Source organism: Enterobacter cloacae complex sp. SHL021, from assembly GCF_049237765.1.
Taxonomy (GTDB): Bacteria; Pseudomonadota; Gammaproteobacteria; order Enterobacterales; family Enterobacteriaceae; genus Enterobacter; species Enterobacter cloacae.
Genome location: NZ_JBMKJG010000023.1, coordinates 37990 through 64390 on the forward strand (window position 1 = coordinate 37990; position 26401 = coordinate 64390).

The 26401-nt window shown below is 56.1% G+C and carries 25 protein-coding genes; 19 read left to right on the top strand and 6 right to left on the bottom strand.

The annotated features are described in order from the left end of the window. Window positions 1-184 precede the first annotated feature (184 nt). A complete protein-coding gene (gene cyaA / locus ACOTZF_RS20270; protein ID WP_013099262.1) occupies window positions 185-2728 on the top strand; it encodes a class I adenylate cyclase in 2544 nt (847 codons plus the stop codon). Between the two features lie 73 nt (window positions 2729-2801). Here cyaA and cyaY read toward each other — a convergent pair whose 3' ends face one another. After that, on the bottom strand, window positions 2802-3122 hold the full coding sequence (cyaY, locus tag ACOTZF_RS20275) for an iron donor protein CyaY (protein ID WP_013099261.1): 321 nt from the start codon (window positions 3120-3122) through the stop codon (window positions 2802-2804). A gap of 135 nt (window positions 3123-3257) precedes the next feature. Here cyaY and lptM point away from each other — a divergent pair, with 135 nt between their 5' ends. The 8 genes from lptM to corA all read left to right on the top strand — a co-directional run bounded on the left by lptM (window position 3258) and on the right by corA (window position 10219). Next, window positions 3258-3461: an LPS translocon maturation chaperone LptM gene (gene lptM / locus ACOTZF_RS20280; RefSeq protein WP_013099260.1), complete on the top strand. Its 204-nt coding sequence runs from the start codon at window positions 3258-3260 to the stop codon at window positions 3459-3461. A gap of 35 nt (window positions 3462-3496) precedes the next feature. Then, window positions 3497-4321: a diaminopimelate epimerase gene (gene dapF / locus ACOTZF_RS20285; RefSeq protein ID WP_013099259.1), complete on the top strand. Its 825-nt coding sequence runs from the start codon at window positions 3497-3499 to the stop codon at window positions 4319-4321. Next, window positions 4318-5025, top strand: a complete 708-nt coding sequence (locus ACOTZF_RS20290) for a DUF484 domain-containing protein (protein ID WP_129253122.1) — start codon at window positions 4318-4320, stop codon at window positions 5023-5025. The genes dapF and ACOTZF_RS20290 overlap by 4 nt, the downstream gene beginning before the upstream one ends. Then, window positions 5022-5924 (top strand): tyrosine recombinase XerC, encoded by a 903-nt coding sequence (gene xerC, locus ACOTZF_RS20295; protein ID WP_129317593.1) that lies wholly within the window; start codon window positions 5022-5024, stop codon window positions 5922-5924. The genes ACOTZF_RS20290 and xerC overlap by 4 nt, the downstream gene beginning before the upstream one ends. Next, complete coding sequence (yigB, locus tag ACOTZF_RS20300; RefSeq protein WP_013099256.1) at window positions 5924-6640, top strand: 5-amino-6-(5-phospho-D-ribitylamino)uracil phosphatase YigB; 717 nt, start codon at window positions 5924-5926, stop codon at window positions 6638-6640. The genes xerC and yigB overlap by 1 nt, the downstream gene beginning before the upstream one ends. Before the next feature lie 108 nt (window positions 6641-6748). Next, a complete protein-coding gene (gene uvrD / locus ACOTZF_RS20305) occupies window positions 6749-8911 on the top strand; it encodes a DNA helicase II (protein WP_013099255.1) in 2163 nt (720 codons plus the stop codon). Between the two features lie 149 nt (window positions 8912-9060). Continuing rightward, on the top strand, window positions 9061-9117 hold the full coding sequence (gene ysgD, locus ACOTZF_RS20310; RefSeq protein ID WP_212743980.1) for a YsgD/CorL family protein: 57 nt from the start codon (window positions 9061-9063) through the stop codon (window positions 9115-9117). Between the two features lie 151 nt (window positions 9118-9268). Then, entirely contained in the window at window positions 9269-10219 is a 951-nt protein-coding gene (gene corA, locus ACOTZF_RS20315) for a magnesium/cobalt transporter CorA (RefSeq protein WP_008501540.1), read from the top strand. Window positions 10220-10290: 71 nt separating this feature from the next. Here corA and rarD read toward each other — a convergent pair whose 3' ends face one another. Continuing rightward, window positions 10291-11187: an EamA family transporter RarD gene (gene rarD / locus ACOTZF_RS20320; RefSeq protein ID WP_129253124.1), complete on the bottom strand. Its 897-nt coding sequence runs from the start codon at window positions 11185-11187 to the stop codon at window positions 10291-10293. A gap of 51 nt (window positions 11188-11238) precedes the next feature. Next, complete coding sequence (yigI, locus tag ACOTZF_RS20325; protein ID WP_013099253.1) at window positions 11239-11706, bottom strand: acyl-CoA thioesterase YigI; 468 nt, start codon at window positions 11704-11706, stop codon at window positions 11239-11241. A gap of 162 nt (window positions 11707-11868) precedes the next feature. On the opposite strand from yigI, the gene pldA reads away from it, so the two are divergent. The 3 genes from pldA (at window position 11869) to rhtC (ending at window position 15340) form a co-directional block, all read left to right on the top strand. Next, on the top strand, window positions 11869-12738 hold the full coding sequence (gene pldA / locus ACOTZF_RS20330) for a phospholipase A (RefSeq protein ID WP_013099252.1): 870 nt from the start codon (window positions 11869-11871) through the stop codon (window positions 12736-12738). Between the two features lie 90 nt (window positions 12739-12828). After that, window positions 12829-14658 (top strand): ATP-dependent DNA helicase RecQ, encoded by a 1830-nt coding sequence (gene recQ, locus ACOTZF_RS20335; RefSeq protein WP_129253125.1) that lies wholly within the window; start codon window positions 12829-12831, stop codon window positions 14656-14658. A 61-nt stretch (window positions 14659-14719) separates the two neighbouring features. Next, on the top strand, window positions 14720-15340 hold the full coding sequence (gene rhtC / locus ACOTZF_RS20340) for a threonine export protein RhtC (RefSeq protein ID WP_129317591.1): 621 nt from the start codon (window positions 14720-14722) through the stop codon (window positions 15338-15340). Here the strand turns inward: rhtC and rhtB are convergent. Further along, window positions 15337-15957 (bottom strand): homoserine/homoserine lactone efflux protein, encoded by a 621-nt coding sequence (gene rhtB / locus ACOTZF_RS20345; RefSeq protein WP_013099249.1) that lies wholly within the window; start codon window positions 15955-15957, stop codon window positions 15337-15339. The genes rhtC and rhtB overlap by 4 nt on opposite strands. A gap of 111 nt (window positions 15958-16068) precedes the next feature. Here rhtB and pldB point away from each other — a divergent pair, with 111 nt between their 5' ends. The 3 genes from pldB to ACOTZF_RS20360 all read left to right on the top strand — a co-directional run bounded on the left by pldB (window position 16069) and on the right by ACOTZF_RS20360 (window position 18869). Further along, window positions 16069-17061: a lysophospholipase L2 gene (gene pldB / locus ACOTZF_RS20350; protein WP_013099248.1), complete on the top strand. Its 993-nt coding sequence runs from the start codon at window positions 16069-16071 to the stop codon at window positions 17059-17061. A 25-nt stretch (window positions 17062-17086) separates the two neighbouring features. Beyond that, entirely contained in the window at window positions 17087-17887 is an 801-nt protein-coding gene (yigL, locus tag ACOTZF_RS20355; RefSeq protein ID WP_013099247.1) for a sugar/pyridoxal phosphate phosphatase YigL, read from the top strand. Between the two features lie 82 nt (window positions 17888-17969). Beyond that, entirely contained in the window at window positions 17970-18869 is a 900-nt protein-coding gene (locus ACOTZF_RS20360) for a carboxylate/amino acid/amine transporter (protein ID WP_023621553.1), read from the top strand. Here ACOTZF_RS20360 and metR read toward each other — a convergent pair. After that, the gene (metR, locus tag ACOTZF_RS20365) at window positions 18757-19710 is read right to left on the bottom strand and encodes an HTH-type transcriptional regulator MetR (RefSeq protein WP_013099245.1); all 954 of its coding nucleotides are present in this window, start codon (window positions 19708-19710) and stop codon (window positions 18757-18759) included. The two genes, ACOTZF_RS20360 and metR, sit on opposite strands and share 113 nt — an antisense overlap. Window positions 19711-19825: 115 nt before the next feature. On the opposite strand from metR, the gene metE reads away from it, so the two are divergent. After that, the gene (metE, locus tag ACOTZF_RS20370) at window positions 19826-22087 is read left to right on the top strand and encodes a 5-methyltetrahydropteroyltriglutamate--homocysteine S-methyltransferase (RefSeq protein ID WP_129253126.1); all 2262 of its coding nucleotides are present in this window, start codon (window positions 19826-19828) and stop codon (window positions 22085-22087) included. Window positions 22088-22146: 59 nt separating this feature from the next. On the opposite strand, the gene ACOTZF_RS20375 is transcribed toward metE, so the two are convergent. Beyond that, the gene (locus tag ACOTZF_RS20375; protein ID WP_129317590.1) at window positions 22147-22953 is read right to left on the bottom strand and encodes a dienelactone hydrolase family protein; all 807 of its coding nucleotides are present in this window, start codon (window positions 22951-22953) and stop codon (window positions 22147-22149) included. A 255-nt stretch (window positions 22954-23208) separates the two neighbouring features. On the opposite strand from ACOTZF_RS20375, the gene udp reads away from it, so the two are divergent. The 3 genes from udp to ubiE all read left to right on the top strand — a co-directional run bounded on the left by udp (window position 23209) and on the right by ubiE (window position 26388). Then, entirely contained in the window at window positions 23209-23970 is a 762-nt protein-coding gene (gene udp, locus ACOTZF_RS20380) for a uridine phosphorylase (protein WP_003860792.1), read from the top strand. 138 nt (window positions 23971-24108) lie between these two features. Continuing rightward, complete coding sequence (gene rmuC / locus ACOTZF_RS20385; protein WP_129317589.1) at window positions 24109-25566, top strand: DNA recombination protein RmuC; 1458 nt, start codon at window positions 24109-24111, stop codon at window positions 25564-25566. Between the two features lie 66 nt (window positions 25567-25632). Then, window positions 25633-26388 carry a bifunctional demethylmenaquinone methyltransferase/2-methoxy-6-polyprenyl-1,4-benzoquinol methylase UbiE gene (ubiE, locus tag ACOTZF_RS20390; RefSeq protein ID WP_013099241.1) on the top strand — a complete coding sequence of 252 codons (756 nt, stop codon included), beginning with the start codon at window positions 25633-25635 and terminating at the stop codon, window positions 26386-26388. The last annotated feature ends 13 nt before the right edge of the window (window positions 26389-26401 follow it).

Sequence of the window (26401 nt, forward strand, 5' to 3'; positions counted from 1 at the left end):
AACTTTCTTTACGGTCAATCGGCAAGGTGTTAAATTGATCACGTTTTAGACCATTTTTTCGTCGGTACCAGCATAATGATAAGGGCGAAAAAGGGTAACGGTTATCTTTTTGAAATACTGCGGGCTCGCTGATATTTTGGTTTTTGAATAGCTTGCGACACCCGGAAACATCAGGCGATACGTCTTGTACCTCTATATTGAGACTCTGAAACAGAGACTGGATGCCATCAATCAACTGCGTGTGGATCGCGCGCTTGCTGCCATGGGCCCTGCTTTCCAGCAGGTATACAGTCTGCTGCCGACATTATTGCACTATCACCATCCGCTGATGCCGGGTTACCTTGACGGTAACGTTCCCAAGGGCATTTGCCTTTTCACGCCTGATGAAACCCAACAGCATTATCTCAACGAACTTGAACTCTACCGTGGCATGCCGCCGCAGGAATCCCCGAAAGGTGAACTGCCTATCACCGGCGTTTACTCCATGGGGAGCACCTCTTCGGTAGGGCAAAGCTGTTCGTCTGACCTGGACATCTGGGTCTGCCATCAATCCTGGCTCGATAACGAAGAGCGTCAGTTGCTGCAGCGTAAATGTAGCCTGCTGGAAAGCTGGGCGGCATCGCTTGGCGTGGAAGTGAGCTTCTTCCTGATTGATGAAAACCGTTTCCGCCATAACGAAAGCGGCAGTCTGGGTGGTGAGGACTGCGGCTCCACGCAGCACATCTTATTGCTGGACGAATTTTACCGTACGGCAGTGCGTCTGGCCGGGAAGCGTATTCTGTGGAATATGGTCCCGTGCGAAGAAGAAGAGCATTACGATGATTACGTGATGTCGCTCTACGCGCAGGGCGTACTGACGCCAAACGAATGGCTGGATTTGGGCGGCCTGAGCTCCCTGTCAGCCGAAGAGTACTTTGGCGCGAGCCTCTGGCAGCTTTATAAGAGCATCGACTCACCGTACAAAGCGGTGCTGAAAACGCTGTTGCTCGAAGCCTATTCCTGGGAATACCCAACCCCACGCCTGCTGGCGAAAGATATCAAGCAGCGTCTGCACGACGGGGAGATTGTCTCCTTTGGGCTTGATGCCTACTGCATGATGCTGGAACGCGTTACCGAATACCTGAAAGCCATTGATGACACCACGCGTCTCGACCTGGTGCGTCGATGTTTCTATCTCAAAGTTTGTGAGAAATTGAGCCGCGAACGCGCCTGCGTGGGCTGGCGTCGTGAAGTGGTTTCTCAGCTCGTCAAAGAGTGGGGATGGGGCGAAGAGCGTCTCTCCATGCTCGACAATCGCGCCAACTGGAAAATCGATCAGGTGCGTGAAGCGCACAACGAACTGCTTGATGCGATGATGCAAAGCTACCGTAACCTGATCCGCTTTGCGCGCCGTAACAATCTCAGCGTGTCCGCCAGCCCGCAGGACATCGGGGTTTTGACCCGCAAACTGTATGCCGCGTTTGAAGCGCTGCCGGGCAAAGTCACTCTGGTTAACCCGCAAATTTCGCCCGATCTGTCAGAGCCAAACCTGACCTTTATCTATGTGCCGCCGGGCCGCGCGAACCGCACCGGGTGGTATCTGTATAACCGTGCCCCAAGCATGGATTCAATCATTAGCCATCAGCCGCTGGAGTATAACCGCTACCTGAACAAGCTGGTGGCCTGGGCCTGGTTTAACGGCCTGCTGACCTCGCGCACACGCCTGTTTATCAAAGGCAACGAGGTGGTCGATTTAGCCAAACTGCAGGAGATGGTGGCAGATGTCTCCCATCACTTCCCGCTGCGTCTGCCGGCACCCACGCCAAAAGCGCTCTACAGCCCGTGTGAAATTCGCCATCTGGCGATTATCGTCAACCTGGAATATGACCCGACGGCGGCCTTCCGCAATCAGGTCGTGCATTTTGACTTCCGCAAGCTGGACGTCTTCAGCTTTGGCGAGCAGCAAAATTGCCTGGTCGGCAGCGTGGATCTGCTGTACCGCAACTCGTGGAACGAAGTGCGTACGCTGCACTTCAACGGCGAGCAGGCGATGATCGAAGCGTTGAAAACCATTCTAGGTAAGATGCACCAGGATGCCGCGCCGCCGGACAGCGTGGAAGTGTTCTGCTACAGCCAGCACCTGCGTGGTTTGATTCGTACCCGCGTGCAGCAGTTAGTTTCAGAGTGTATTGAGCTGCGTCTTTCCAGTACCCGTCAGGAAACCGGTCGCTTTAAAGCGCTGCGTGTTTCAGGGCAAACCTGGGGTCTGTTCTTCGAACGCCTGAACGTGTCGGTGCAGAAGCTGGAGAACGCCATTGAGTTTTACGGCGCGATTTCGCACAACAAACTGCATGGTCTGTCGGTTCAGGTGGAGACCAACCACGTCAAGTTGCCGCAGGTGGTGGATGGATTTGCCAGTGAAGGGATTATCCAGTTCTTCTTTGAAGAGTCGGGAGACGATGCCGGTTTCAACATCTATATTCTTGATGAGACCAACCGCGCAGAGGTGTATCACCACTGCGAAGGCAGTAAAGAGGAGCTGGTGCGTGACGTTAGCCGCTTCTACTCCTCATCACACGACCGCTTCACCTACGGCTCCAGCTTCATCAACTTCAACCTGCCGCAGTTCTACCAGATTGTGAATGTCGATGGCCGTGCGCAGGTTATTCCGTTCCGTACTCAGGCCGTCACGCCTGCCGTGCCTGCGAATCAGGATACCGCACCGCTGTTGCAGCAGTATTTCTCGTGATGCTTTTCGCCGGGTGGCTACGGTCCGAGCCGTTGTAGGCCCGGTAAGGCGTAGCCGCCACCGGGCAACAACACTACCTGAAACTCACATCTTCACCTGCCTGCGCGGTTGCAGCCTGCTCCAGCAGATCCCAGAAGGTTTCGCCGCTACGGTCACAAACCCATTCATCCCCTTTCAGATCGAAATGGTAGCCACCCTGTCTGGCCGCCAGCCATACCTGGTGAAGCGGCTCCTGGCGGTTAATAATAATTTTGCTGCCGTTTTCGAAACTGAGGGTCAGGATACCGCCGTTGATTTCACAATCGATATCGCTGTCGCCTTCCCAGTCGTCCAGGCGCTCTTCAATGGTCATCCACAGGGTGTCGGCAAGGCGATGGAATTCACTGTCGTTCATGGTTTTGTTCCTGTTTTTCGTGATGCCGGCAGTATAACCCTAAATAATTCCCGTTGCAGGAAAGCGGCAAACTCTTGCTTTTGTGTCTTCTCCTGCGATGATAGAAACAGATTTGAACTTACGGGCAACTTTATAATGAAAAACGCTTTCCGAACGCTTGCCGTTCTCATCACGCTGTTTAGTCTGACTGGCTGTGGGCTGAAGGGGCCGCTGTACTTCCCGCCAGCGGATAAAACCGCGCCGCCGCCGACGAAACCTGTGAACAGCGGCATTGAGTCATCTACGCCAGACACTAACGATCGTGGCAACAACGGTGGCCCGACTCAGGTTAATCTCTGACGATCACGTTCTGTACCCGCGCAATGGAGCAAATGATGCAGTTCTCTAAAATGCATGGCCTTGGTAACGATTTTATGGTCGTCGACGCGGTAACGCAGAATGTCTTTTTCTCCCCGGAACTGATCCGCCGCCTGGCGGATCGACACCTGGGCGTGGGGTTCGATCAGCTGCTGGTGGTTGAACCGCCGTACGATCCCGACCTCGATTTCCACTACCGTATTTTCAATGCGGATGGCAGCGAGGTGAATCAATGCGGCAACGGCGCGCGCTGTTTTGCCCGCTTTGTCCGCCTGAAAGGGTTGACCAACAAACGCGATATCCGAGTCAGCACGGCGAATGGCCGCATGGTGCTCAGCGTTACCGATGACGAGCTGGTGCGCGTGAACATGGGCGAACCAAACTTCGAGCCTTCTGCGGTGCCGTTTCGCGCAAACAAAGCGGAAAAGACCTATATTATGCGTGCGGCCGAGCAGACAGTATTGTGTGGCGTCGTCTCGATGGGCAACCCACACTGTGTGATTCAGGTCGATAACGTGGAAACGGCCGCGGTTGAAACCCTGGGTCCGGTGCTGGAAAGCCATGAACGTTTCCCGGAACGGGCGAATATCGGTTTTATGCAGGTGGTGAAGCGTGAGCATATCCGTCTGCGCGTGTACGAGCGCGGCGCGGGCGAAACGCAGGCTTGCGGAAGCGGTGCCTGTGCTGCGGTGGCCGTCGGCATCTCTCAAGGGTTACTGGCCGAAGAGGTTCGCGTGGAGTTACCAGGCGGTCGTCTTGATATCGCCTGGAAAGGACCGGGTCATCCACTGTATATGACTGGCCCGGCGGCACATGTCTATGACGGGTTTATCCATCTATGAAACAACCAGGGGAAGAACTGCAGGAAACGGTGACGGAACTGGACGACAGGGCTGTTGTTGATTATCTGCTGCGCAATCCTGAGTTTTTTATTCGCAATGCACGCGTCGTCGAAGCGATGCGTGTGCCGCATCCGGTTCGCGGGACCGTGTCGCTGGTCGAATGGCACATGGCACGCTCGCGCAACCACATCAATCAGCTTGAAGAGAACATGACGCTGCTGATGGAGCAGGCCAACACGAACGAAAGCCTGTTCTATCGTCTTCTGCATCTGCAGGCGCGTCTGGCCTCGGCGCACAGCCTTGAAGAATTTCTCAGCCGCTTCCACCGCTGGGCGCGTGAACTGGGGCTGGCTGGTGCAACGATTCGTCTTTTCCCTGACCGCTGGCGCATTGGCGCGCCGTCCGGTTTTAACCATCTGGCGTTGAGTCGCCAGGCGTTTGAACCCCTGCGTATTCAGCGTCTGGGCCACGAACATCACTATCTTGGGCCGCTTAACGGGCCGGAACTGCTGGTGGTACTGCCGGAGGCGAAAGCGATAGGCTCGGTGGCGATGTCGATGATGGGGCGTGATGGCGATCTGGGGGTGATGTTATTTACCAGCCGCGACGCGCATCATTACGAGCAGGGACAAGGCACGCAGCTGCTGCAGGAGATCGCCCTGATGCTGCCTGAGCTGCTGGAGCGCTGGATTGAACGTGTATGACGGACGCCCTGCTCGCGACTGACGTCTCGCGCTTTCTGCGCTACCTGGGCGTTGAACGTCAGCTAAGCCCCATTACGCTGCTGAACTATCAGCGTCAGCTTGATGCCATCATGCAGATTGCCGATGAGATCGGCCTGAAAAGCTGGCAACAATGTGACGCTGCGACCGTCCGCGGATTTGTTGTGCGTAGCCGTAAAAAAAACCTAAGCCCGGCGAGTCTGGCGCTCAGGCTTTCTGCGCTGCGCAGTTTCTTCGACTGGCTGGTGAGCCAGGGCGGCTTAAAAGCCAACCCGGCGAAAGGCATCGCCACGCCGAAAGCCCCGCGTCACCTGCCGAAAAATATCGACGTCGACGATGTAAACCGCCTGCTGGATATTGACCTCAACGACCCGCTGGCCGTGCGCGATCGCGCGATGCTGGAGGTCATGTACGGTGCGGGCCTGCGTCTTTCCGAACTGGTTAATCTCAATTTAAAACATCTCGATCTGGAGTCCGGCGAAGTGTGGGTGATGGGTAAGGGCAGCAAAGAGCGCCGCCTGCCGATTGGCCGTAATGCCGTCTCGTGGATTGAGCACTGGCTGGATCTGCGCGGGCTGTTTGGCGCCGAGGAGGATGCGCTGTTCCTGTCGAAACTCGGCAAGCGGATCTCGGCGCGTAACGTGCAGAAACGCTTTGCAGAGTGGGGCATTAAGCAGGGGCTCAACAGCCACGTCCATCCACATAAGCTGCGCCACTCCTTTGCTACCCATATGCTGGAATCGAGTGGCGATCTGCGTGGCGTGCAGGAACTGCTCGGCCACGCGAATCTCTCCACCACCCAAATCTATACCCACTTAGACTTTCAACACCTTGCGTCGGTGTATGACGCGGCGCATCCACGCGCCAAACGGGGGAAATAATGCGTTTTTACCGCCCACTGGGTCACATCTCAGCCCTGACTTTTGATCTTGATGACACCCTTTATGACAACCGTGAAGTGATCCTGCGTACTGAGCAGGAGTCGCTGGCGTTTGTTCAGAACTACCATCCGGCGCTGAAGACGATGCAGAACAAGGACTTTCAGCTGCTGCGCCAGTCCCTGCGTGAGACCGAGCCGGATATTTATCACGATGTAACCGAATGGCGTCGCCGTGCGGTGGAGCAGGCGATGCTCAACGCTGGGCTGAGCGCACAGGATGCGGCCGTCGGGGCTGAAGCCGCAATGGAAAACTTCGCCAAATGGCGCAGCCGTATCGACGTGCCGCAGGAAACGCACGACACGCTGGCAAAATTGGCAGAAAAATGGCCGCTGGTCGCAATCACCAATGGCAATGCGCAGCCGGAGCTGTTTGGTCTGGGGGATTACTTCGAATTTGTGCTGCGGGCGGGTCCGCACGGGCGCTCGAAGCCGTTTAACGATATGTATCATCTGGCGGCGGAGAAGCTGAACCTGCCGCTCGGCGAAATGTTGCATGTGGGTGATGACCTGACCACAGACGTAGCGGGTGCCATCCGCTGCGGTATGCAGGCCTGCTGGATCAAGCCAGAAAAGACGGACCTGATGATCGCCCCGGACAGCCGTCTTCTGCCGCACCTGGAAATTTCACGGTTGGCATCCCTCACGACGCTGATATAATCACCAGTAATATTGTATAAATTACCAGGGTTTTTGCAGTTGTAGGCCCGGTAAGCAAAGCGCCACCGGGCGCTTTGCTGTGTTCCTGAATACTATGTGACGGTGCCAATGGACGTTTCTTACCTGCTCGACAGCCTTAATGACAAACAGCGTGACGCGGTTGCCGCCTCGCGTACCAACCTGCTGGTGCTGGCTGGGGCGGGCAGTGGTAAGACGCGCGTGCTGGTTCACCGTATCGCCTGGCTGCAGAGCGTGGAAAACTGCTCTCCGTACTCCATCATGGCGGTCACGTTCACCAACAAGGCGGCGGCGGAGATGCGCCACCGTATTGCCCAACTGATGGGCACCAGCCAGGGCGGCATGTGGGTCGGCACCTTCCACGGTCTGGCGCACCGTCTGCTGCGTGCGCACCATATGGACGCCAATCTGCCGCAGGATTTCCAGATCCTCGACAGCGAAGACCAGCTCCGTCTGCTGAAACGCCTGATTAAGGCGATGAACCTCGACGAGAAACAGTGGCCGCCACGTCAGGCGATGTGGTACATCAACGGCCAGAAAGACGAAGGGTTGCGCCCGCACCATATTCAGAGCTTTGGTAACCCGGTGGAGCAGACCTGGCAGAACGTTTACAAGGCCTACCAGGAAGCGTGTGACCGCGCCGGGCTGGTGGACTTTGCCGAACTGTTGCTGCGCGCCCACGAGCTGTGGCTGAACAAACCGCATATCCTGCAGCACTACCGTGAACGCTTCACCAATATCCTGGTGGACGAATTCCAGGATACCAACAACATCCAGTACGCCTGGATCCGCCTGCTGGCCGGGGATACCGGCAAGGTGATGATCGTAGGCGATGACGACCAGTCCATCTACGGCTGGCGTGGCGCGCAGGTGGAAAACATTCAGCGCTTCCTCAACGACTTCCCCGGCGCCGAAACTATCCGTCTGGAGCAGAACTACCGCTCGACCAGCAATATCTTGAGCGCGGCCAACGCCCTGATTGAAAACAACAACGGGCGCCTGGGTAAAAAGCTGTGGACCGATGGGGTCGACGGTGAGCCGATTTCGATTTACTGCGCCTTCAACGAGCTCGACGAAGCACGTTTCGTGGTGAACCGCATCAAAACCTGGCAGGACAACGGTGGCGCGCTGGAACAGTGCGCCATTCTCTACCGCAGCAACGCCCAGTCGCGCGTGCTGGAAGAGGCGCTGCTGCAGGTGAGCATGCCGTACCGTATCTACGGCGGCATGCGCTTCTTCGAACGTCAGGAGATCAAAGACGCGCTCTCTTATCTGCGCCTGATCGCTAACCGAAACGACGATGCGGCGTTTGAACGTGTGGTGAATACGCCAACCCGCGGCATTGGTGACCGAACGCTGGACGTGGTGCGTCAGGCCTCGCGCGATCGTCAGCTTACGCTCTGGCAGGCGTGCCGCGAGCTGTTGCAGGAAAAAGCCCTCGCCGGACGCGCCGCCAGCGCGCTGCAGCGCTTCCTGGAATTAATTGACGCGCTGGCGCAGGAAACCGCCGACATGCCGCTACACGTGCAGACTGACCGGGTAATCAAAGACTCCGGCCTGCGCACCATGTACGAGCAGGAGAAAGGCGAGAAGGGCCAGACCCGTATTGAGAACTTAGAGGAACTGGTGACGGCAACGCGCCAGTTCAGCTACAACGAAGAAGACGAAGACCTGATGCCGCTGCAGGCGTTCCTTTCTCACGCCGCGCTGGAAGCGGGCGAAGGGCAGGCAGATACCTGGCAGGATGCGGTTCAACTGATGACCCTGCACTCTGCCAAAGGCCTCGAATTCCCGCAGGTGTTTATCGTCGGCATGGAAGAGGGCATGTTCCCGAGCCAGATGTCGCTGGATGAAGGCGGGCGTCTGGAAGAGGAGCGCCGTCTGGCTTACGTAGGCGTGACACGAGCGATGCAGAAGCTGACGCTGACCTACGCTGAAACCCGCCGTTTGTACGGTAAAGAGGTCTATCACCGTCCGTCGCGCTTTATCGGCGAATTGCCGGAAGAGTGTGTCGAAGAGGTGCGTCTGCGTGCCAGTATCAGCCGCCCGGTCAGCCATCAGCGGATGGGCTCGCCGATTGCGGAAACCGACACCGGCTATAAGCTGGGCCAGCGCGTGCGTCATTCGAAGTTTGGTGAAGGCACCATCGTCAATCTGGAAGGCAGCGGCGAGCACAGCCGCCTGCAGGTGGCGTTCCAGGGGCAGGGGATCAAATGGCTGGTGGCCGCGTATGCCAAGCTGGAAGCAGTGTAACTTTCAGAAAAATATCATTATTTTGTAATAATCTGCTAGCCTTATACGTTGAAGGTCAATTAATGCCCTTCAGCGTTTCGTTGCGTGTTGACGCCACAGTTGCTGCTGGCGTAACATGCGCGCACGATTACGCTAAGAGGACATTCGCCTTGGACACACCCAGTAGATACTGGCTCAATTCCCTGTCATCCAGGAACAACTCCTAAGGCTATCTCCTCTTGCTGATGGCCTTAGTGGTTGTCAGCGACCTGCATTATTCCCGTCGCGCTGAGTCAGGCTGTTTAATGGTCTGAAACCCAATTTGTTTCTGTGTGCCCACCGAACTGTCCGATATTTTTTGCATTGGGAGTCCCGGTCATGTTGAGCGCATTTCAACTCGAAAATAACCGACTGACTCGGCTTGAAGCCGAAGAGTCACAGCCCCTCATTGATGCCGTATGGGTGGATCTGGTCGAGCCGGACGACGATGAACGCCTGCGCGTACAATCTGAGCTGGGGCAGAGTCTGGCAACTCGCCCGGAACTGGAAGACATCGAAGCATCCGCACGTTTTTTTGAAGACGAAGACGGCCTGCACATTCACTCCTTCTTCTTCTTTGAAGATGCCGAAGACCACGCGGGGAACTCCACCGTGGCATTCACCATTCGCGACGGTCGCCTGTTTACCCTGCGCGAGCGCGAACTGCCGGCGTTTCGTCTCTATCGTATGCGCGCCCGCAGCCAGGCGATGGTGGACGGCAATGCTTACGAATTGCTGCTCGATCTGTTCGAAACCAAAATTGAGCAGCTGGCGGATGAGATTGAAAATATCTACAGCGATCTGGAAAAACTGAGCCGCGTCATCATGGAAGGCCATCAGGGCGATGAATACGACGAAGCGCTCTCCACGCTGGCGGAGCTGGAAGATATCGGCTGGAAGGTGCGTCTGTGTCTGATGGATACCCAGCGCGCGCTGAACTTCCTGGTGCGCAAGGCGCGTCTGCCGGGCGGCCAGCTGGAACAGGCGCGTGAGATCCTGCGCGATATCGAATCCCTGCTGCCGCACAACGAATCACTGTTCCAGAAGGTCAACTTCCTGATGCAGGCGGCGATGGGCTTTATCAACATCGAGCAGAACCGCATTATCAAGATCTTCTCGGTGGTATCCGTGGTGTTCCTGCCGCCGACGCTGGTGGCATCCAGCTATGGGATGAACTTTGAGTTTATGCCAGAGCTGAAGTGGAGTTTCGGCTATCCGGGGGCGATTATCTTTATGATCCTCGCCGGGCTGGCGCCGTATCTCTATTTCAAGCGTCGCAACTGGCTGTAAAAATCTGGCGGGTGGCGCTGTGCTTACCCGCCCTATGATCGAACCCCCTCTCCCACCGGGAGAGGGGAAAATCACAGCCCTTTACGCACCCGGCGCTGGGTATAAATCGCGTCAGCGACAAAAATCGCCAGTGCCACCCAGATAAACGCGAACGTCACCATCTTATCCGCACCCGGCACTTCGCCGTAAAACACCACCGCCAGCAGGAACATCAGCGTCGGGCCGATGTACTGGAAAAAGCCCAGCGTGGACAGACGCAGGCGCGTTGCCGCACCGGTAAAGCAGAGCAGTGGGATAGTCGTCACCACGCCTGCGGCCATCAGCATCATATTCAGGGACCACGGGTTGCTGCCCATGTGGCTGGTCGGGCTGTCGGCAATGCCGAACAGATAGATAGCGGCCACCGGCAACAGCCACAGGGTTTCAAACAGCATGCCGGTTTGCGCTTCCACGGCAATCTTCTTACGCACCAGCCCGTAGAACGCAAAGCTGAACGCCAGCCCCAGCGCAATAACAGGCAGTGAACCGAAGGTCCACAGCTGAACCAGCACGCCGCAGAAGGCGAGGATCACCGCCAGCCACTGCATCCGGCGGAAGCGCTCGCCGAGGAAAATCATCCCCAGCACAATATTCACCAGCGGGTTAATAAAGTAGCCCAGACTCGCTTCGAGCATGTGATGGTTATTCACCGCCCAGATAAACAGCAGCCAGTTTCCGCCAATCAGTACTGCCGAGAGTGCCAGCAGGAAGATCTTCTTCGGGGTTTGTAGCAGCGTTTTGACGCCAGACCACTGACGACTAACGCTCATCAGCGCGATCATGAAGAAGAAGGACCAGATGACGCGGTGAGTGAGGATCTCATCAGCCGGTACGTAAGCGATAAATTTAAAGTAGGCGGGTGCGACACCCCAAATAAAATAAGCGGCAAGGGCGAGTAACACGCCCTGCCGCGTCTGTTTAGCATCCATCGGGAAAATCCGTGACAAAAAAGTGAATTAACTTTACCCGATTTTTCAGCTTCAACCCACCATATAAGTGGCGGTTGCGCTGGCGATATAAAGTTGTTCTTCGTTATGCAGTTCAACACGCGCCACGGCGACCTTATTACCCGCACGGAGCAGGCTGCTGCTGCAGGTGAAGCGGTTTCCGCGCCCGGGACGCAGATAATCGACGCGTAAATCGATGGTACCCATGCGGGATAAGCGCTGACGCAGCTCGTCTTCGTTGATGGTGTCATGGCGGGTCAGGGTGCTGCCAACACATACCAGCCCTGCAGCCACGTCCAGCGCGGAGGCAATCACCCCGCCATGTAAAATGCTCTGTGCCCAGTTGCCTACCATCATCGGCTGGTTGTTAAAGCTGAGCTGGGCAAAGTCTTTTTCGTAACGCTCCAGCTCCAGTCCCAGCGCGCGGTTAAACGGCATATGGTAAACAAAAATCTCGCCCACGAGTTTTAACGCTTCTTCGGCGGTTAGCATGGCTGACATGAGACATCACATCCTTAATGTTAATAAAATGTTGATTTTATGCCCGGACAGGCAAGAATGCCACTTTCAGAAACGAGGATGCAGCAGTTGCTGCAGAAGTCTGTAGAATGTGCGCCATATAACGATTCAGATCATTTAACATTTTGCAGGAGAACACCACCGATGCGGACGTATCTGGCAGGGTTACTGGCAGCGGTTGCGCTGCCCCTCACAGCCTATGCGCAGGAAGCGACAGTCAAAGAGGTGCATGATACGCCAGCAGTTCGCGGTAGCATTATCGCTAACCTGCTGCAGGAGCATGATAATCCCTTCACGCTCTACCCGTACGACACCAACTATGTGCTCTATACCTGGACCAGCGATCTCAACAAAGAGGCGATTCGCTCCTATGACTGGGCTGAGAATGCGCGCAAAGATGAGGTGAAATATCAGCTCAGCCTCGCGTTTCCGTTCTGGCGCGGCATTCTGGGGCCGAATTCGGTTCTCGGTGCGTCTTATACCCAGAAATCCTGGTGGCAGCTTTCCAACAGCGGTGAATCTTCACCGTTTCGTGAAACCAACTATGAGCCCCAGCTGTTCCTGGGTTTCGCCACGGATTATGAGTTTGCAGGCTGGACATTGCGTGACGTTGAAGTGGGCTTCAACCATGACTCCAACGGCCGTTCCGATCCAACCTCACGTAGCTGGAACCGCGCCTATACGCGCCTGATGGCGCAAAACGGTAATATGATGGTGGAAGTGAAGCCGTGGTACGTGGTGGGCAGCACCGATGACAACCCGGATATCACCAAATATATGGGCTACTATCAGCTCAGGATTGGCTATCAGCTGGGTGATGCGGTGCTGAGCGCCAGGGGCCAGTACAACTGGAACACCGGTTACGGCGGCGCAGAAGTGGGCTTAAGCTACCCGATGACCAAACACGTGCGTATCTATACGCAGGTCTACAGCGGTTACGGCGAGTCGCTCATCGATTACAACTTCAATCAGACCCGCGTGGGTGTCGGCGTAATGCTGAACGATATTTTCTAAGACGCTCGAATGTTTTTGCGTTAAACGTTGAAGTTTCTCTCTCAGGCGCTGAAAATAGCGCCTGTTTCATTTCTGGCATATGGGGTTAACGTGGCGCAGGTGGAAGTATTGAATCAGGAGTCGCTGGCTAAACAGGTTTTGCATGAAACCTTTGGCTACCAGCAGTTCCGTCCTGGCCAGGAAACCATCATTGAAACCGTGCTGGAAGGCCGTGATTGCCTGGTGGTAATGCCGACCGGTGGCGGTAAATCGCTCTGCTATCAGGTGCCCGCGCTGGTACTTAATGGCCTGACGGTCGTGGTATCGCCGCTGATTTCTCTGATGAAAGACCAGGTTGACCAGCTGCTCGCCAACGGCGTGGCGGCGGCCTGTCTTAACTCCACGCAAACCCGCGAGCAGCAGCAAGAGGTGATGGCCGGTTGCCGTACCGGACAGGTTCGCTTGCTGTATATCGCACCAGAACGGTTGATGCTGGATAACTTCCTCGACCATCTGGCGCACTGGAATCCCGTTCTGCTGGCCGTTGATGAAGCACACTGTATCTCGCAGTGGGGCCACGATTTCCGCCCGGAATATGCGGCACTTGGTCAGCTGCGTCAGCGCTTCCCTGAACTGCCGTTTATGGCGCTGACCGCCACGGCAGATGACACCACGCGGCTGGATATCGTCCGCCTGCTGGGGCTGAACGACCCGCTGATCCAGGTCAGCAGCTTCGACCGCCCGAACATCCGCTATATGCTGATGGAAAAATTCAAGCCGCTGGATCAGCTTCTGCGCTATGTGCAGGAGCAACGCGGCAAGTCAGGCATCATCTACTGCAACAGCCGCGCGAAGGTGGAAGACACCGCTGCGCGTCTGCAAAACCGCGGCTTTAGCGCGGCGGCCTATCATGCCGGGTTAGAAAACCACATCCGCGCCGACGTGCAGGAAAAATTCCAGCGTGATGACCTGCAGATTGTGGTGGCGACGGTGGCGTTCGGCATGGGCATTAACAAGCCCAACGTCCGCTTTGTGGTGCACTTCGACATTCCGCGAAATATCGAATCCTACTACCAGGAAACCGGCCGCGCAGGCCGTGATGGCCTGCCTGCGGAAGCGATGCTGTTTTACGATCCGGCCGATATGGCGTGGCTGCGCCGCTGCCTTGAAGAGAAACCGCAGGGACAGCTGCAGGATATCGAGCGTCACAAACTCAACGCCATGGGCGCGTTTGCGGAAGCGCAGACCTGCCGTCGTCTGGTGCTGCTCAACTACTTTGGTGAAGGGCGTCAGGAGCCGTGCGGCAACTGCGATATCTGTCTCGACCCGCCAAAGCAGTACGATGGCCTGATGGACGCGCGTAAGGCGCTTTCGACCATTTACCGTGTTAATCAGCGCTTCGGGATGGGCTACGTGGTGGAAGTGCTGCGCGGCGCCAATAACCAGCGTATCCGCGACATGGGCCACGATAAGCTGCCTGTCTACGGTATTGGCAAAGACCAGAGCCACGAGCATTGGGTCAGCATTATTCGTCAGTTGATTCACCTCGGTTTTGCCACACAGAACATTGCCCAGCACTCCGCGCTTCAGCTCACCGAAGCCGCGCGCCCGGTGCTGCGTGGGGATGTTGAACTCAAGCTCGCCGTGCCGCGCGTAGTTGCCCTGAAACCGCGGGTGATGCAGAAATCCTACGGCGGCAACTACGACCGCAAGCTGTTTGCCAAACTGCGCAAGCTGCGTAAAGCGATTGCCGATGAAGAGAACATTCCGCCATATGTGGTCTTCAACGACGCGACGCTGATCGAGATGGCCGAGCAGATGCCGCTCAGCGCCAGCGAAATGCTCAGCGTCAACGGCGTGGGCACGCGCAAGCTGGAGCGCTTTGGTAAAGAATTCATGGCGCTCATCCGTTCACATGTCGATGGTGATGATGAGGAGTAGTCAGCCGCGCAAAAAAGTGCCAGGATGATGACTCACTGAATTATTTCCCCGCGAGCGAATTATGTTAATGCTATTTCTTACCGTGGCGTTGGTGCACATTGTTGCGCTGATGAGCCCGGGCCCTGACTTTTTCTTCGTGTCACAAACCGCCGTCAGCCGCTCCCGCAAAGAAGCAATGATGGGGGTGTTGGGTATCACTATGGGTGTTATGGTCTGGGCGTCCGTGGCGCTGCTTGGCCTGAACCTCATCCTGGCGAAGATGGCGTGGCTGCATAACATCATCATGGTCGGTGGCGGTCTGTACCTGTGCTGGATGGGCTACCAGATGCTGCGCGGGGCGCTGAAGAAAGAAGAGAAAAAACCGCAAGAGCCAAAAATTGAGCTGGCAACGGGCGGCCGTAGCTTTGTGAAAGGGCTGCTGACCAACCTGGCGAACCCGAAAGCGATTATCTATTTCGGTTCCGTCTTCTCCCTGTTCGTGGGCGACAGCGTGGGGGCAGGTGCACGCTGGGGTATCTTCCTGCTGATTGTGGTTGAGACGTTTGCGTGGTTCACCGTTGTTGCCAGCCTGTTTGCCTTACCGGCGATGCGCCGTGGCTATCAGCGCATCGCGAAGTGGATTGACGGCTTCGCCGGCGCGCTGTTCGCCGGCTTTGGTATTCACCTTATTATCTCTCGCTAAGCATGACGCGCTGACGCAAGCAGCGCGCCAACCAGCATAAACAGCGAACCAAACACTTTGTTCAGGGCCTTCATTTGCTTAGGCCCTTTAATCCATGCTGCAATCCGCTGCGCCAGCGTCGCGTAGCCAATCATCACAATAATATCGACAACAATGGTGGTCACGCCCAGGACTACATACTGCATGACCTGCGGCTGATGCGGGACGATAAACTGCGGGAACAGGGCAGCCAGAAAAACGATGCTTTTTGGGTTGGTCAGATTCACAAACACCGCCCGCTTAAACAGGCGACCGCGCGTTTGCGTCCGGGCAAGAGTGTTGAGATCAATTGAGCCTGCTGCTCGCCACTGCTGAATACCGAGCCAAATCAGATATGCCGCACCGGCCCATTTCAGCACTTCAAATGCCAGCACCGAGCGGGAGAAGAGCGTCCCTAAACCCACGCCCACCAGCACAATGTGAATCCCCAGTCCGGTTTGCAAACCGGCAATGGATGCTGCCGCCCCGCGATAACCGTGGTTAATGGAGGTTGTCATGGTATTAATTGCCCCCGAACCCGGTGACAGGCTGAGGATGATGGATGTCAGCAGGTAAGCGAACCACCACTCGAAGGTCATTTGAAACTCCCGAATCGTCTGTTTTTATGCCACAATACGCTATTGTTGAGTCATTTTGTGACCAGTTACGAAAAAAACGATATTCCCTGAATGACGGGGGGTGGAAACCCGATGTTGCAGCAGAAAAAGGACTGGGAAACACGAGAAAACGCATTTGCTGCTTTCTCCATGGGGCCGCTGACCGATTTCTGGCGTCAGCGTGAGGAAGATGAGTTTACGGGCGTCGGGAATATCCCGGTGCGCTTTGTTCGTTTCCGTGATGAAAAAAATGACCGGGTGATTGTGGTCTGTCCCGGGCGTATCGAAAGCTACATCAAATATGCCGAGCTGGCGTACGACCTGTTCCATCTGGGTTTTGACGTGTTAATTATCGATCATCGCGGGCAGGGGCTTTCTGGTCGAATGTTGCCGGATACCCATCGTGGCCACGTAGATAACTTCAGCGATTATGTCGACGATCTTGCCGCCTTCTGGCAGCAGGAAGTGCAGCCTGGCCCGTGGCGTAAGCGCTATATTCTTGCGCACTCCATGGGCGGCGCGATCTCTACGCTCTTTTTGCAGCGCTACGATCACCAGTGCGATGCCATTGCGCTGACCGCGCCGATGTATGGCATTGTGATACGTTTTCCGGACTGGATGGTGCGCCATCTTCTCGACTGGGCTGAGGGCCATCAGCGCATTCGTGAAGGTTACGCCATCGGAACAGGGCGCTGGCGGGCTTTGCCGTTTGCCCTCAACGTCTTAACCCATAGCCGTCAGCGTTATCGCCGCAACCTGCGCTTCTATGCCGATGAGCCTCGCTTGCGCGTTGGCGGCCCCACCTGGCACTGGGTGCGGGAGGGGATACATGCCGGGGAGCAGGTTCTGGCGGGCGTAGGTGATGATGACACGCCGACACTCCTGATTCAGGCTGAAGAAGAGCGTGTGGTGGATAACCGCATGCATGACCGTTTTTGTGAACTGCGCGCTGCCGCCGGTCACCCTTGTGAAGGGGGTAAACCGCTGGTCATCAACGGCGCGTACCATGAGATCCTTTTTGAAAAGGACGCTATGCGCTCAGTCGCGCTTAACGCCATCGTCGAGTTTTTCGACCGGCATAACTGATTTTCTATTGAGGTTAAATTTTCCTATGTACCAGGTTGTTGCATCTGATTTAGATGGCACGCTGCTTTCCCCCGACCACACCCTGTCGCCGTACGCGAAAGAGACCTTAAAGCTGCTGACTGCCCGTGGCGTGCACTTTGTGTTTGCCACCGGGCGCCACCACGTGGATGTGGGGCAGATCCGCGATAATCTTGAGATTAAATCGTACATGATCACCTCCAACGGTGCGCGTGTTCACGACACCGATGGCAATCTGATCTTTACCCACAACCTGGATCGCGATATTGCCGCCGATCTGTTCGGTGTGGTGCATAATAATCCGGCTATCGTCACGAACGTTTACCGCGACGATGACTGGTTCATGAACCGCCACCGTCCGGAAGAGATGCGCTTCTTCAAAGAAGCGGTGTTTAACTACTCCCTGTATGAGCCAGGTCTGCTCGAGCCGGAAGGGATCAGCAAAGTCTTCTTTACCTGCGAAAGTCACGAAGAACTGCTGCCGCTGGAGCAGGCAATCAACGCCCGCTGGGGCGATCGCGTCAACGTAAGCTTCTCAACGCTGACCTGCCTGGAAGTGATGGCGGGTGGCGTTTCCAAGGGGCACGCTCTGGAAGCGGTGGCCAAACGCATGGGCTTTGAGCTGAAAGACTGTATCGCCTTTGGTGATGGCATGAACGATGCTGAGATGCTCTCGATGGCGGGTAAAGGCTGCATCATGCAGAACGCGCACCAGCGCCTGAAAGACCTGCACCCGGAGCTGGAAGTGATCGGCACCAACGCAGACAATGCGGTACCAAAATATCTGCGCAAGCTGTTCCTTGAATAATCTTCATTTGGTTGTTTATTGCTCAGTTGTCAACTAAAGAGTTCGCTACAATGCCTCTCCTTCTTTCTGAGAGACAAGCATTGTGGCGCTACTCATTATCACCACTATCCTGTGGGCCTTCTCCTTTAGCCTGATTGGCGAATACCTTGCCGGATCGGTCGACAGCTATTTCTCGGTGCTGATGCGCGTGGGGCTGGCGGCGCTGGTGTTCCTGCCCTTTTTGCGTACGCGCGGACAATCCCTGCAAACCGTTTTGCTGTATATGCTGGTGGGAGCGATGCAGCTCGGCATCATGTATCTGTTCAGCTTTCGGGCGTATATCTACTTGTCCGTCTCGGAGTTCCTGCTCTTTACGGTGCTGACGCCGCTCTATATCACGCTGATTTACGACCTGCTCAGCAGGCGTCGTCTGCGTTGGGGCTATCTGTTGAGCGCAGCGCTGGCGGTGATTGGCGCGGCGATTATTCGCTACGATAAAGTGAGCGATCACTTCTGGACCGGCCTGATGTTCGTGCAGTTAGCAAACATCAGCTTCGCTATTGGTATGGTGGGCTACAAGCGCCTGATGGAAACCCGCCCGATGCCACAGCACAACGCGTTTGCCTGGTTCTATATGGGGGCGGCGGTGGTCGCGGTCGCAGCCTGGTTTATGTTGGGTAACCCGCAAAAATTACCTACCACCACCGTGCAGTGGGGCATTCTGGTCTGGCTGGGCGTGGTGGCCTCGGGGCTGGGGTACTTCATGTGGAACTATGGCGCAACTCAGGTAGACGCCGGTACGCTGGGTATCATGAACAACGTGCATGTGCCCGCGGGGCTACTGGTAAACCTTGCTATCTGGCAGCAACAGCCCCACTGGCCGAGTTTCCTTATTGGGGGAGCGGTGATCCTGGCTTCGCTGTGGGTACATCGCCGTTGGGTCGCTCCGCGCTCCGCACAAACGGAAGATGGTCGCACGCGTGGTTCCGCGTTGAGCGAATAAACGCTTCCGTGATCGGCTGACGCTGCTCGCCATCGCGCACGGCGGCGTACAGCCGGCTCCACAGTCCTTCTCCCAGGGTTTTGGTGACCACCAGGCCCTGGCGTTCAAAACTCTCTACCACCCAGTGCGGCAGCGCCGCGATGCCCATTCTGGCGGCAACCATCTGAATCAACAGCAACGTATTATCCACGCTTTTCAGCTGTGGGCTGATGCCCGCCGGCTGCAGGAAATGGCGCCAGATATCCAGGCGACTGCGCTGCACCGGGTATATCAGCAGCGTTTCAGTCGCCAGGTCTTCCGGGGTGATACGCGTCTTGCTGGCCAGCGGATGATCCGGTGCCAGCACCAGACGCACCTCATAATCGAACATTGGCGAATAATGCAGGCCGCTACGCGGCAGAATGTCTGACGTCATCACCAGATCCAGCTCGCCCTGCTGGAGTGACGGCTGCGGGTCAAACGTCACGCCGGAGGTAAAGTCCATTTCTACCTGCGGCCACTTCTGGCGGAAGTTCTCAAGCGCGGGGGTCAGCCACTGAATACAGCTGTGGCACTCAATGGCGATACGCAATTTAGTTTGCTGCGGCTCATTGCAGGACTGAAGCGCGCTGGCAATTTGCGGCAGCACCTGATTTGCCAGCTGCAGGAGGATCTCGCCCTGGGGAGTAAAGCGCAGCGGCTGGCTCTTACGCACAAAAAGACGAAAGCCGAGACGTTGTTCCAGATCGCTGAACTGGTGAGAAAGGGCGGACTGAGTCTGGTGCAGTGAGGCCGCCGCCGCCGCGAGAGAACCGCAGTTTCGCAACGCTTGTAGCGTTTTCAGGTGTTTTATCTCGATCATGAAAGTCCTTCACTTCGCCATGAACATTTTGCGCTTGAGGAATATACAGTACCTGCCAATTATAGATGTGTAAACATCTGGACGTCTAAATAACGAATTTCACAAGGGGCATGACATGACAATCCGCAATCACACTCTCGGTTTCCCTCGCGTTGGCCTGCGTCGCGAGCTAAAAAAAGCACAAGAAAGCTACTGGGCAGGAAACACCACGCGTGAAGAGCTGCTGGCAGTGGGCCGCGAACTGCGTGCCCGCCACTGGGAGCAGCAAAAACAGGCGGGCGTAGACCTGCTGCCGGTGGGCGATTTCGCCTGGTACGACCATGTTCTGACGACCAGCCTGCTGCTTGGCAATGTCCCGGCTCGTCATCAGAACAACGATGGATCGGTAGATATCGACACGCTGTTCCGCATCGGCCGTGGCCGTGCGCCAACCGGTGAGCCAGCGGCAGCGGCGGAAATGACCAAGTGGTTTAACACCAACTATCACTATATGGTGCCGGAGTTTGTTAAAGGTCAGCAGTTCAAACTGACCTGGACCCAGTTGCTGGATGAAGTGGACGAAGCGCTGGCGCTGGGGCACCAGGTGAAACCGGTGCTGCTGGGGCCAGTGACCTACCTGTGGTTAGGAAAAGTCAAAGGCGAGCCGTTCGATCGTCTGAGCCTGCTGAAGGATATCCTGCCGGTCTACAAACAGGTGCTGATTGAGCTGGGCAAACGCGGTATTCAGTGGGTGCAAATCGACGAACCGGCGCTGGTGCTCGAGCTGCCGCAAGCGTGGCTCGATGCCTTCAAACCGGCTTACGATGCACTGACCGGGCAGGTGAAGCTGCTGCTTACCACCTACTTTGAAGGTGTGACGCCGAACCTCGGCACCATCACCAAATTGCCAGTGCAGGGCCTGCACGTTGACCTGGTGCATGGAAAAGATGATGTTGCAGAACTGCACAAGCGCCTGCCAGCGGAGTGGCTGCTCTCTGCCGGGCTGGTAAACGGTCGTAATGTCTGGCGCGCCGATCTGACAGAAAAATATGCTCAGATTAAGGACATCGTCCGCAAACGTGAACTATGGGTGGCCTCTTCGTGTTCACTGCTGCACAGCCCTATCGATCTCAGCGTTGAAACCCGCCTGGATGCGGAAGTGAAAAGCTGGTTTGCCTTTGCCTTGCAGAAATGTGAAGAACTGGCTCTGCTGCGTGATGCCCTGAACAGCGGTGACACGGCGGCGATTACCGAATGGAGCGCTCCGATTCAGGCCCGTCGTCATTCGTCTCGCGTTCACAACCCGGCGGTGGAAAAACGTCTGGCGGCTATCACCGCGCAGGACAGCCAGCGTCAAAGCCCCTATGAAGTGCGTGCAGAAGCCCAGCGCGCCCGATTCAACTTGCCTGCGTGGCCAACCACCACCATCGGTTCCTTCCCGCAAACTACCGAGATCCGCGGCCTGCGCCTGGACTTCAAAAAGGGCAACCTTGATGCGGCCAACTACCGCACCGGCATCGCGGAACATATCAAACAGGCGATTGTGGAGCAGGAGCGCTTAGGCCTGGACGTGCTGGTTCACGGGGAGGCAGAGCGTAACGACATGGTGGAGTACTTCGGTGAACATCTGGACGGTTTCGTCTTTACCCAAAACGGCTGGGTACAGAGCTATGGTTCCCGCTGTGTAAAACCACCGGTGGTGATCGGTGACGTCAGCCGTCCTCACCCGATCACCGTCGAATGGGCTAAATATGCCCAGTCCCTGACCGACAAGCCGGTAAAAGGCATGTTGACCGGTCCGGTGACCATTCTTTGCTGGTCCTTCCCGCGTGAGGACGTGACCCGTGAAACCATCGCGAAGCAAATTGCGCTGGCGCTGCGCGATGAAGTGGCGGATCTGGAAGCGGCGGGCATTGGCATCATCCAGATTGACGAACCGGCCCTGCGCGAGGGATTACCGCTGCGTCGCAGCGACTGGGACGCCTACCTGCAGTGGGGTGTGGAAGCGTTCCGCATCAATGCCGCAGTGGCGAAGGATGACACGCAGATCCACACCCACATGTGTTACTGCGAATTTAACGACATCATGGATTCCATTGCCGCACTGGATGCCGACGTGATCACCATCGAGACCTCGCGTTCAGATATGGAACTGCTGGAGTCATTCGAAGAGTTCGATTACCCGAACGAAATCGGGCCGGGCGTGTATGACATTCACTCCCCGAACGTGCCGAGCGTGGAGTGGATCGAAGCCCTGCTGAAGAAAGCCGCCCAACGCATTCCGGCAGAGCGCCTGTGGGTGAACCCTGACTGCGGTCTGAAAACCCGCGGCTGGCCTGAAACCCGCGCGGCGCTGGCGAATATGGTGAAAGCGGCGCAGAATTTGCGTCAGGGTTAAGACAGAGTCGATCCCATTATGTAGCCCGGTAAGGCATCGCCGCCACCGGGCTTTTATGTTTACGCTTTCTTGCCGCCGTACTGGCTAAACCACGCCAGCATCCGCTGCCAGCCATCTTTGGCTGATTCCGCGTGATAGCTCGGACGATAATCGGCATTAAACGCGTGTCCGGCATCCGGGTACACGACAATGTCGGCCTTTGCATTCGCCGCGCGTAGCGCATGGCGCATGGTCTCTACCGTGTCGAGCGGAATACCCGTGTCCTGACCACCGTACAGTCCCAGCACCGGGGCATTTAAGTCTGTGGCGATATCAACCGGATGTTTTGGCGAGTTCAGCGTTTTTTCGCCCACCAGTTTACCGTACCAGGCCACAGCAGCTTTCAGCTGCGGATTGTGCGCGGCATACAGCCAGCTAATGCGTCCGCCCCAGCAGAACCCCGTTATCATCAGTCGATGCGCATCACCGCCGTGACGCGCCGCCCAGTTGGCAACATGATCCAGATCGGCCAGCACCTGTGCATCCGGCACTTTACTGACAAGGTTACTCAAAAGCGTTGGGATATCGCTGTAGTCGTTCGGATCGCCCTGACGGAAATAGAGCTCTGGCGCAACGGCCAGGTAACCTTCCAGCGCCAGTCGGCGGCAGAGGTCGCGAATATGTTCGTGAACGCCGAAAATTTCCTGAACCACAATCACGATTGGCAGCGGACCGTCTGCCGATGCTGGTCGCGCGTGGTAAGCAGGCATATTTTCCCCCTGCGAGGGAATGGAGGTCTCTCCCGCCGTAATGGCGTCTTCAGGCGTTGAGACGATGGTTGAGGCATGCGGAGCCGCAGCAGGTGCAAAACCGGTTTTTTCAGTCATGGCATTCTCCGTACCAATGAGTTAGCGCAAAGGTAAATATAGACACGAGGTTAACAACCCACAGTGCCTTAAACGGTCTATCTTTTGTGCAGCACACCACGATATAACTTGTTAATGTGATGTAAATCACTTTTTTATGGAAATCTACTGCAATCTTTTTCATTCATGGTGAGATGTGTCACGAAATTATGCGTATTGCTTCTGTAAAGTACCGTTTTACTTCTTCTGACTAACCGACCCACAGAGGAGTCACCTATGTCTAAGTCTGATGTTTTTCATCTCGGCCTCACCAAAAACGATTTACAAGGGGCTACGCTCGCGATCGTCCCGGGCGATCCTGAGCGTGTGGAAAAGATCGCCGCGCTGATGGATAAGCCGGTTAAGCTGGCAGCCCATCGTGAATTCACCACCTGGCGTGCAGAGCTGGATGGTAAGGCCGTGATTGTGTGCTCTACCGGTATCGGTGGCCCATCTACCTCCATTGCCGTTGAAGAACTGGCGCAGCTGGGCATCCGGACGTTCCTGCGTATCGGGACGACCGGTGCGATCCAGCCGCATATCAACGTGGGTGATGTATTGGTGACTACCGCGTCCGTGCGTCTGGATGGGGCGAGTCTGCACTTTGCACCAATGGAATTCCCGGCGGTTGCCGATTTTGAATGTACGACGGCGCTGGTTGAAGCAGCGAAATCCGTTGGCGCAACCACGCACGTGGGCGTAACCGCCTCGTCGGATACCTTCTACCCGGGTCAGGAGCGTTACGACACCTTCTCTGGCCGTGTGGTGAGCCGTTTTAAAGGCTCTATGGAAGAGTGGCAGTCTATGGGCGTGATGAACTATGAAATGGAATCCGCAACGCTGCTGACCATGTGCGCAAGCCAGGGTCTGCGTGCCGGTATGGTGGCGGGGGTAATCGTCAACCGTACCCAGCAGGAAATCCCGAACGCCGAAACCATGAAACAAACCGAAAGTCATGCGGTAAAAATCGTGGTTGAAGCGGCCCGTCGTCTGATCTAATCCTCTCTTCTGACATCAAAGGCCGACACGTTCGGCCTTTATTTTTTGCGTAGCGCCTCGCAGGAAAACCCTTTCAAACTGGACGTTTATACAGCACAATCTTATTTTGTGCGGTAATACGTTGATGCAGGGGGCATTGTGGATCTCTCAATTCTGATTTACGCGGTGATTGCGCTCGCGGGCGTGGCGATAGGCTGGCTGATTTCCAGCTATCAGCACGCGCAGCAAAAGGCCGATCAGCTGGCAGAGCGTGAAGAGATAGTCGCCGAGTTAAGCGCGACAAAACAGCAACTTGCGCTGAGTGAACACTGGCGAGACGAGTGCGAGTTACTCAACAACGAACTGCGCAATCTGCGTGATATCAATACCTCACTGGAAGCCGATCTCCGTGAAGTCACGACCCGCCTGGAATCCACTCAACTGCATGCGGAAGACAAAATCCGCCAGATGATGAACAGCGAGCAGCGCCTCAGCGAACAGTTTGAGAATCTCGCGAACCGCATTTTTGAGCACAGCAACCGCCGCGTTGACGAACAAAACCGCCAGAGTCTGAACAGTCTCCTGACGCCTCTGCGTGAGCAACTGGACGGTTTCCGTCGTCAGGTGCAGGACAGCTTTGGTCAGGAGGCCCGAGAGCGGCACACCCTGGCACACGAAATTCGTAATCTGCAGCAGTTGAATGCACAAATGGCGCAGGAAGCGGTCAACCTGACCCGCGCCCTGAAAGGGGATAACAAAACGCAGGGTAACTGGGGTGAAGTCGTCCTCACGCGGGTGCTGGAAGCCTCTGGACTGCGCGAAGGGTATGAATACGAAACCCAGGTCAGCATAGAAAACGATGCCCGCTCGCGAATGCAGCCAGATGTCATTGTGCGTCTGCCGCAGGGTAAAGATGTGGTGATTGATGCCAAAATGACGCTGGTGGCCTATGAGCGTTACTTCAACGCGGAGGATGACTACACCCGCGAATCGGCGTTGCAGGAGCACATTGCCTCCGTGCGGAACCATATTCGTCTGCTGGGCAGAAAAGACTATCAGCAGTTGCCGGGTTTGCGCTCGCTTGACTATGTTCTGATGTTTATCCCGGTAGAGCCTGCTTTTCTGCTGGCACTCGACAGACAGCCGGAACTGATAACTGAAGCGCTGAAAAACAACATTATGCTGGTCAGCCCCACCACACTGCTGGTGGCGTTACGCACCATTGCCAACCTGTGGCGCTATGAACATCAGAGCCGCAACGCGCAGCAGATTGCCGATCGCGCCAGCAAGCTGTACGACAAAATGCGCCTCTTTGTGGATGATATGTCCTCGGTCGGGCAAAGCCTGGACCGCGCGCAGGACAACTACCGCCAGGCGATGAAAAAACTCGCCTCCGGGCGGGGCAATCTGCTGGCGCAAGCCGAAGCCTTCCGCGGCCTGGGGGTGGAGGTTAAACGCGAGATTAATCCGGAACTGGTTGAGCAAGCCACGGCACAGGACGAAGAGTTTCGCCTGCGCGAAGGAGCTGATGGACAAAAGAGAGACAGTGAAGACAACGAGTTAGCGGCAGAGTTATCGCCAGACCCGCATCTGGCGCGTTTCTCACGTGGTGGTTGAAACGTAGGGCAAACGCGCCCAATCTGTTACACTTCACGAACATTTTACTGATAAGCAGGCTCTGAGATGGTTGACGATTCACAAGACACAACGCACTTTGGCTTTCAGACTGTCGCCAAAGCGCAGAAAGCTGACATGGTGGCCCACGTATTTCATTCCGTGGCGGCGAAGTACGATGTGATGAATGACTTGATGTCATTCGGCATTCATCGCTTGTGGAAGCGCTTCACCATCGACTGTAGCGGTGTGCGTCGTGGACAAACGGTACTGGACCTTGCCGGCGGCACGGGCGATTTGACCGCGAAATTCTCCCGTCTGGTGGGTGAAACCGGGCGTGTTGTTCTGGCTGATATTAACGACTCCATGCTGAAAATGGGGCGTGAGAAGCTGCGTAACATCGGCGTGGTCGGGAATGTGGAATATGTGCAGGCAAACGCCGAGGCGCTGCCGTTCCCGGATAACACCTTTGACTGCATCACTATCTCTTTTGGCCTGCGTAACGTCACCGATAAAGAAAAAGCGCTGCGCTCAATGTATCGCGTGCTGAAGCCGGGCGGACGTCTGCTGGTGCTTGAGTTCTCCAAACCGATTATCGAGCCACTGAGCAAAGCCTACGACGCCTATTCATTCCATGTTCTGCCGCGTATTGGCGAACTGGTGGCAAACGACGCAGAAAGCTACCGCTATCTGGCGGAATCCATTCGCATGCACCCGGATCAGGACACCCTGAAGGCCATGATGCAGGATGCGGCGTTTGAAAACGTTGAGTATTTCAACATGACGGCGGGTGTCGTCGCACTGCATCGCGGTTATAAGTTCTGAGTGGAGGTGTCCT

Coding starts and splice junctions, on each gene's coding strand:
- cyaY (WP_013099261.1), bottom strand. CDS start 3,122: ATGAACGACAGTGAATTCCATCGCCTTGCCGACACCCTGTGGATGACC.
- lptM (WP_013099260.1), top strand. CDS start 3,258: ATGAAAAACGCTTTCCGAACGCTTGCCGTTCTCATCACGCTGTTTAGT.
- dapF (WP_013099259.1), top strand. CDS start 3,497: ATGCAGTTCTCTAAAATGCATGGCCTTGGTAACGATTTTATGGTCGTC.
- ACOTZF_RS20290 (WP_129253122.1), top strand. CDS start 4,318: ATGAAACAACCAGGGGAAGAACTGCAGGAAACGGTGACGGAACTGGAC.
- xerC (WP_129317593.1), top strand. CDS start 5,022: ATGACGGACGCCCTGCTCGCGACTGACGTCTCGCGCTTTCTGCGCTAC.
- yigB (WP_013099256.1), top strand. CDS start 5,924: ATGCGTTTTTACCGCCCACTGGGTCACATCTCAGCCCTGACTTTTGAT.
- uvrD (WP_013099255.1), top strand. CDS start 6,749: ATGGACGTTTCTTACCTGCTCGACAGCCTTAATGACAAACAGCGTGAC.
- corA (WP_008501540.1), top strand. CDS start 9,269: ATGTTGAGCGCATTTCAACTCGAAAATAACCGACTGACTCGGCTTGAA.
- rarD (WP_129253124.1), bottom strand. CDS start 11,187: ATGGATGCTAAACAGACGCGGCAGGGCGTGTTACTCGCCCTTGCCGCT.
- yigI (WP_013099253.1), bottom strand. CDS start 11,706: ATGTCAGCCATGCTAACCGCCGAAGAAGCGTTAAAACTCGTGGGCGAG.
- pldA (WP_013099252.1), top strand. CDS start 11,869: ATGCGGACGTATCTGGCAGGGTTACTGGCAGCGGTTGCGCTGCCCCTC.
- rhtC (WP_129317591.1), top strand. CDS start 14,720: ATGTTAATGCTATTTCTTACCGTGGCGTTGGTGCACATTGTTGCGCTG.
- rhtB (WP_013099249.1), bottom strand. CDS start 15,957: ATGACCTTCGAGTGGTGGTTCGCTTACCTGCTGACATCCATCATCCTC.
- pldB (WP_013099248.1), top strand. CDS start 16,069: ATGTTGCAGCAGAAAAAGGACTGGGAAACACGAGAAAACGCATTTGCT.
- yigL (WP_013099247.1), top strand. CDS start 17,087: ATGTACCAGGTTGTTGCATCTGATTTAGATGGCACGCTGCTTTCCCCC.
- metR (WP_013099245.1), bottom strand. CDS start 19,710: ATGATCGAGATAAAACACCTGAAAACGCTACAAGCGTTGCGAAACTGC.
- metE (WP_129253126.1), top strand. CDS start 19,826: ATGACAATCCGCAATCACACTCTCGGTTTCCCTCGCGTTGGCCTGCGT.
- ACOTZF_RS20375 (WP_129317590.1), bottom strand. CDS start 22,953: ATGACTGAAAAAACCGGTTTTGCACCTGCTGCGGCTCCGCATGCCTCA.
- udp (WP_003860792.1), top strand. CDS start 23,209: ATGTCTAAGTCTGATGTTTTTCATCTCGGCCTCACCAAAAACGATTTA.
- ubiE (WP_013099241.1), top strand. CDS start 25,633: ATGGTTGACGATTCACAAGACACAACGCACTTTGGCTTTCAGACTGTC.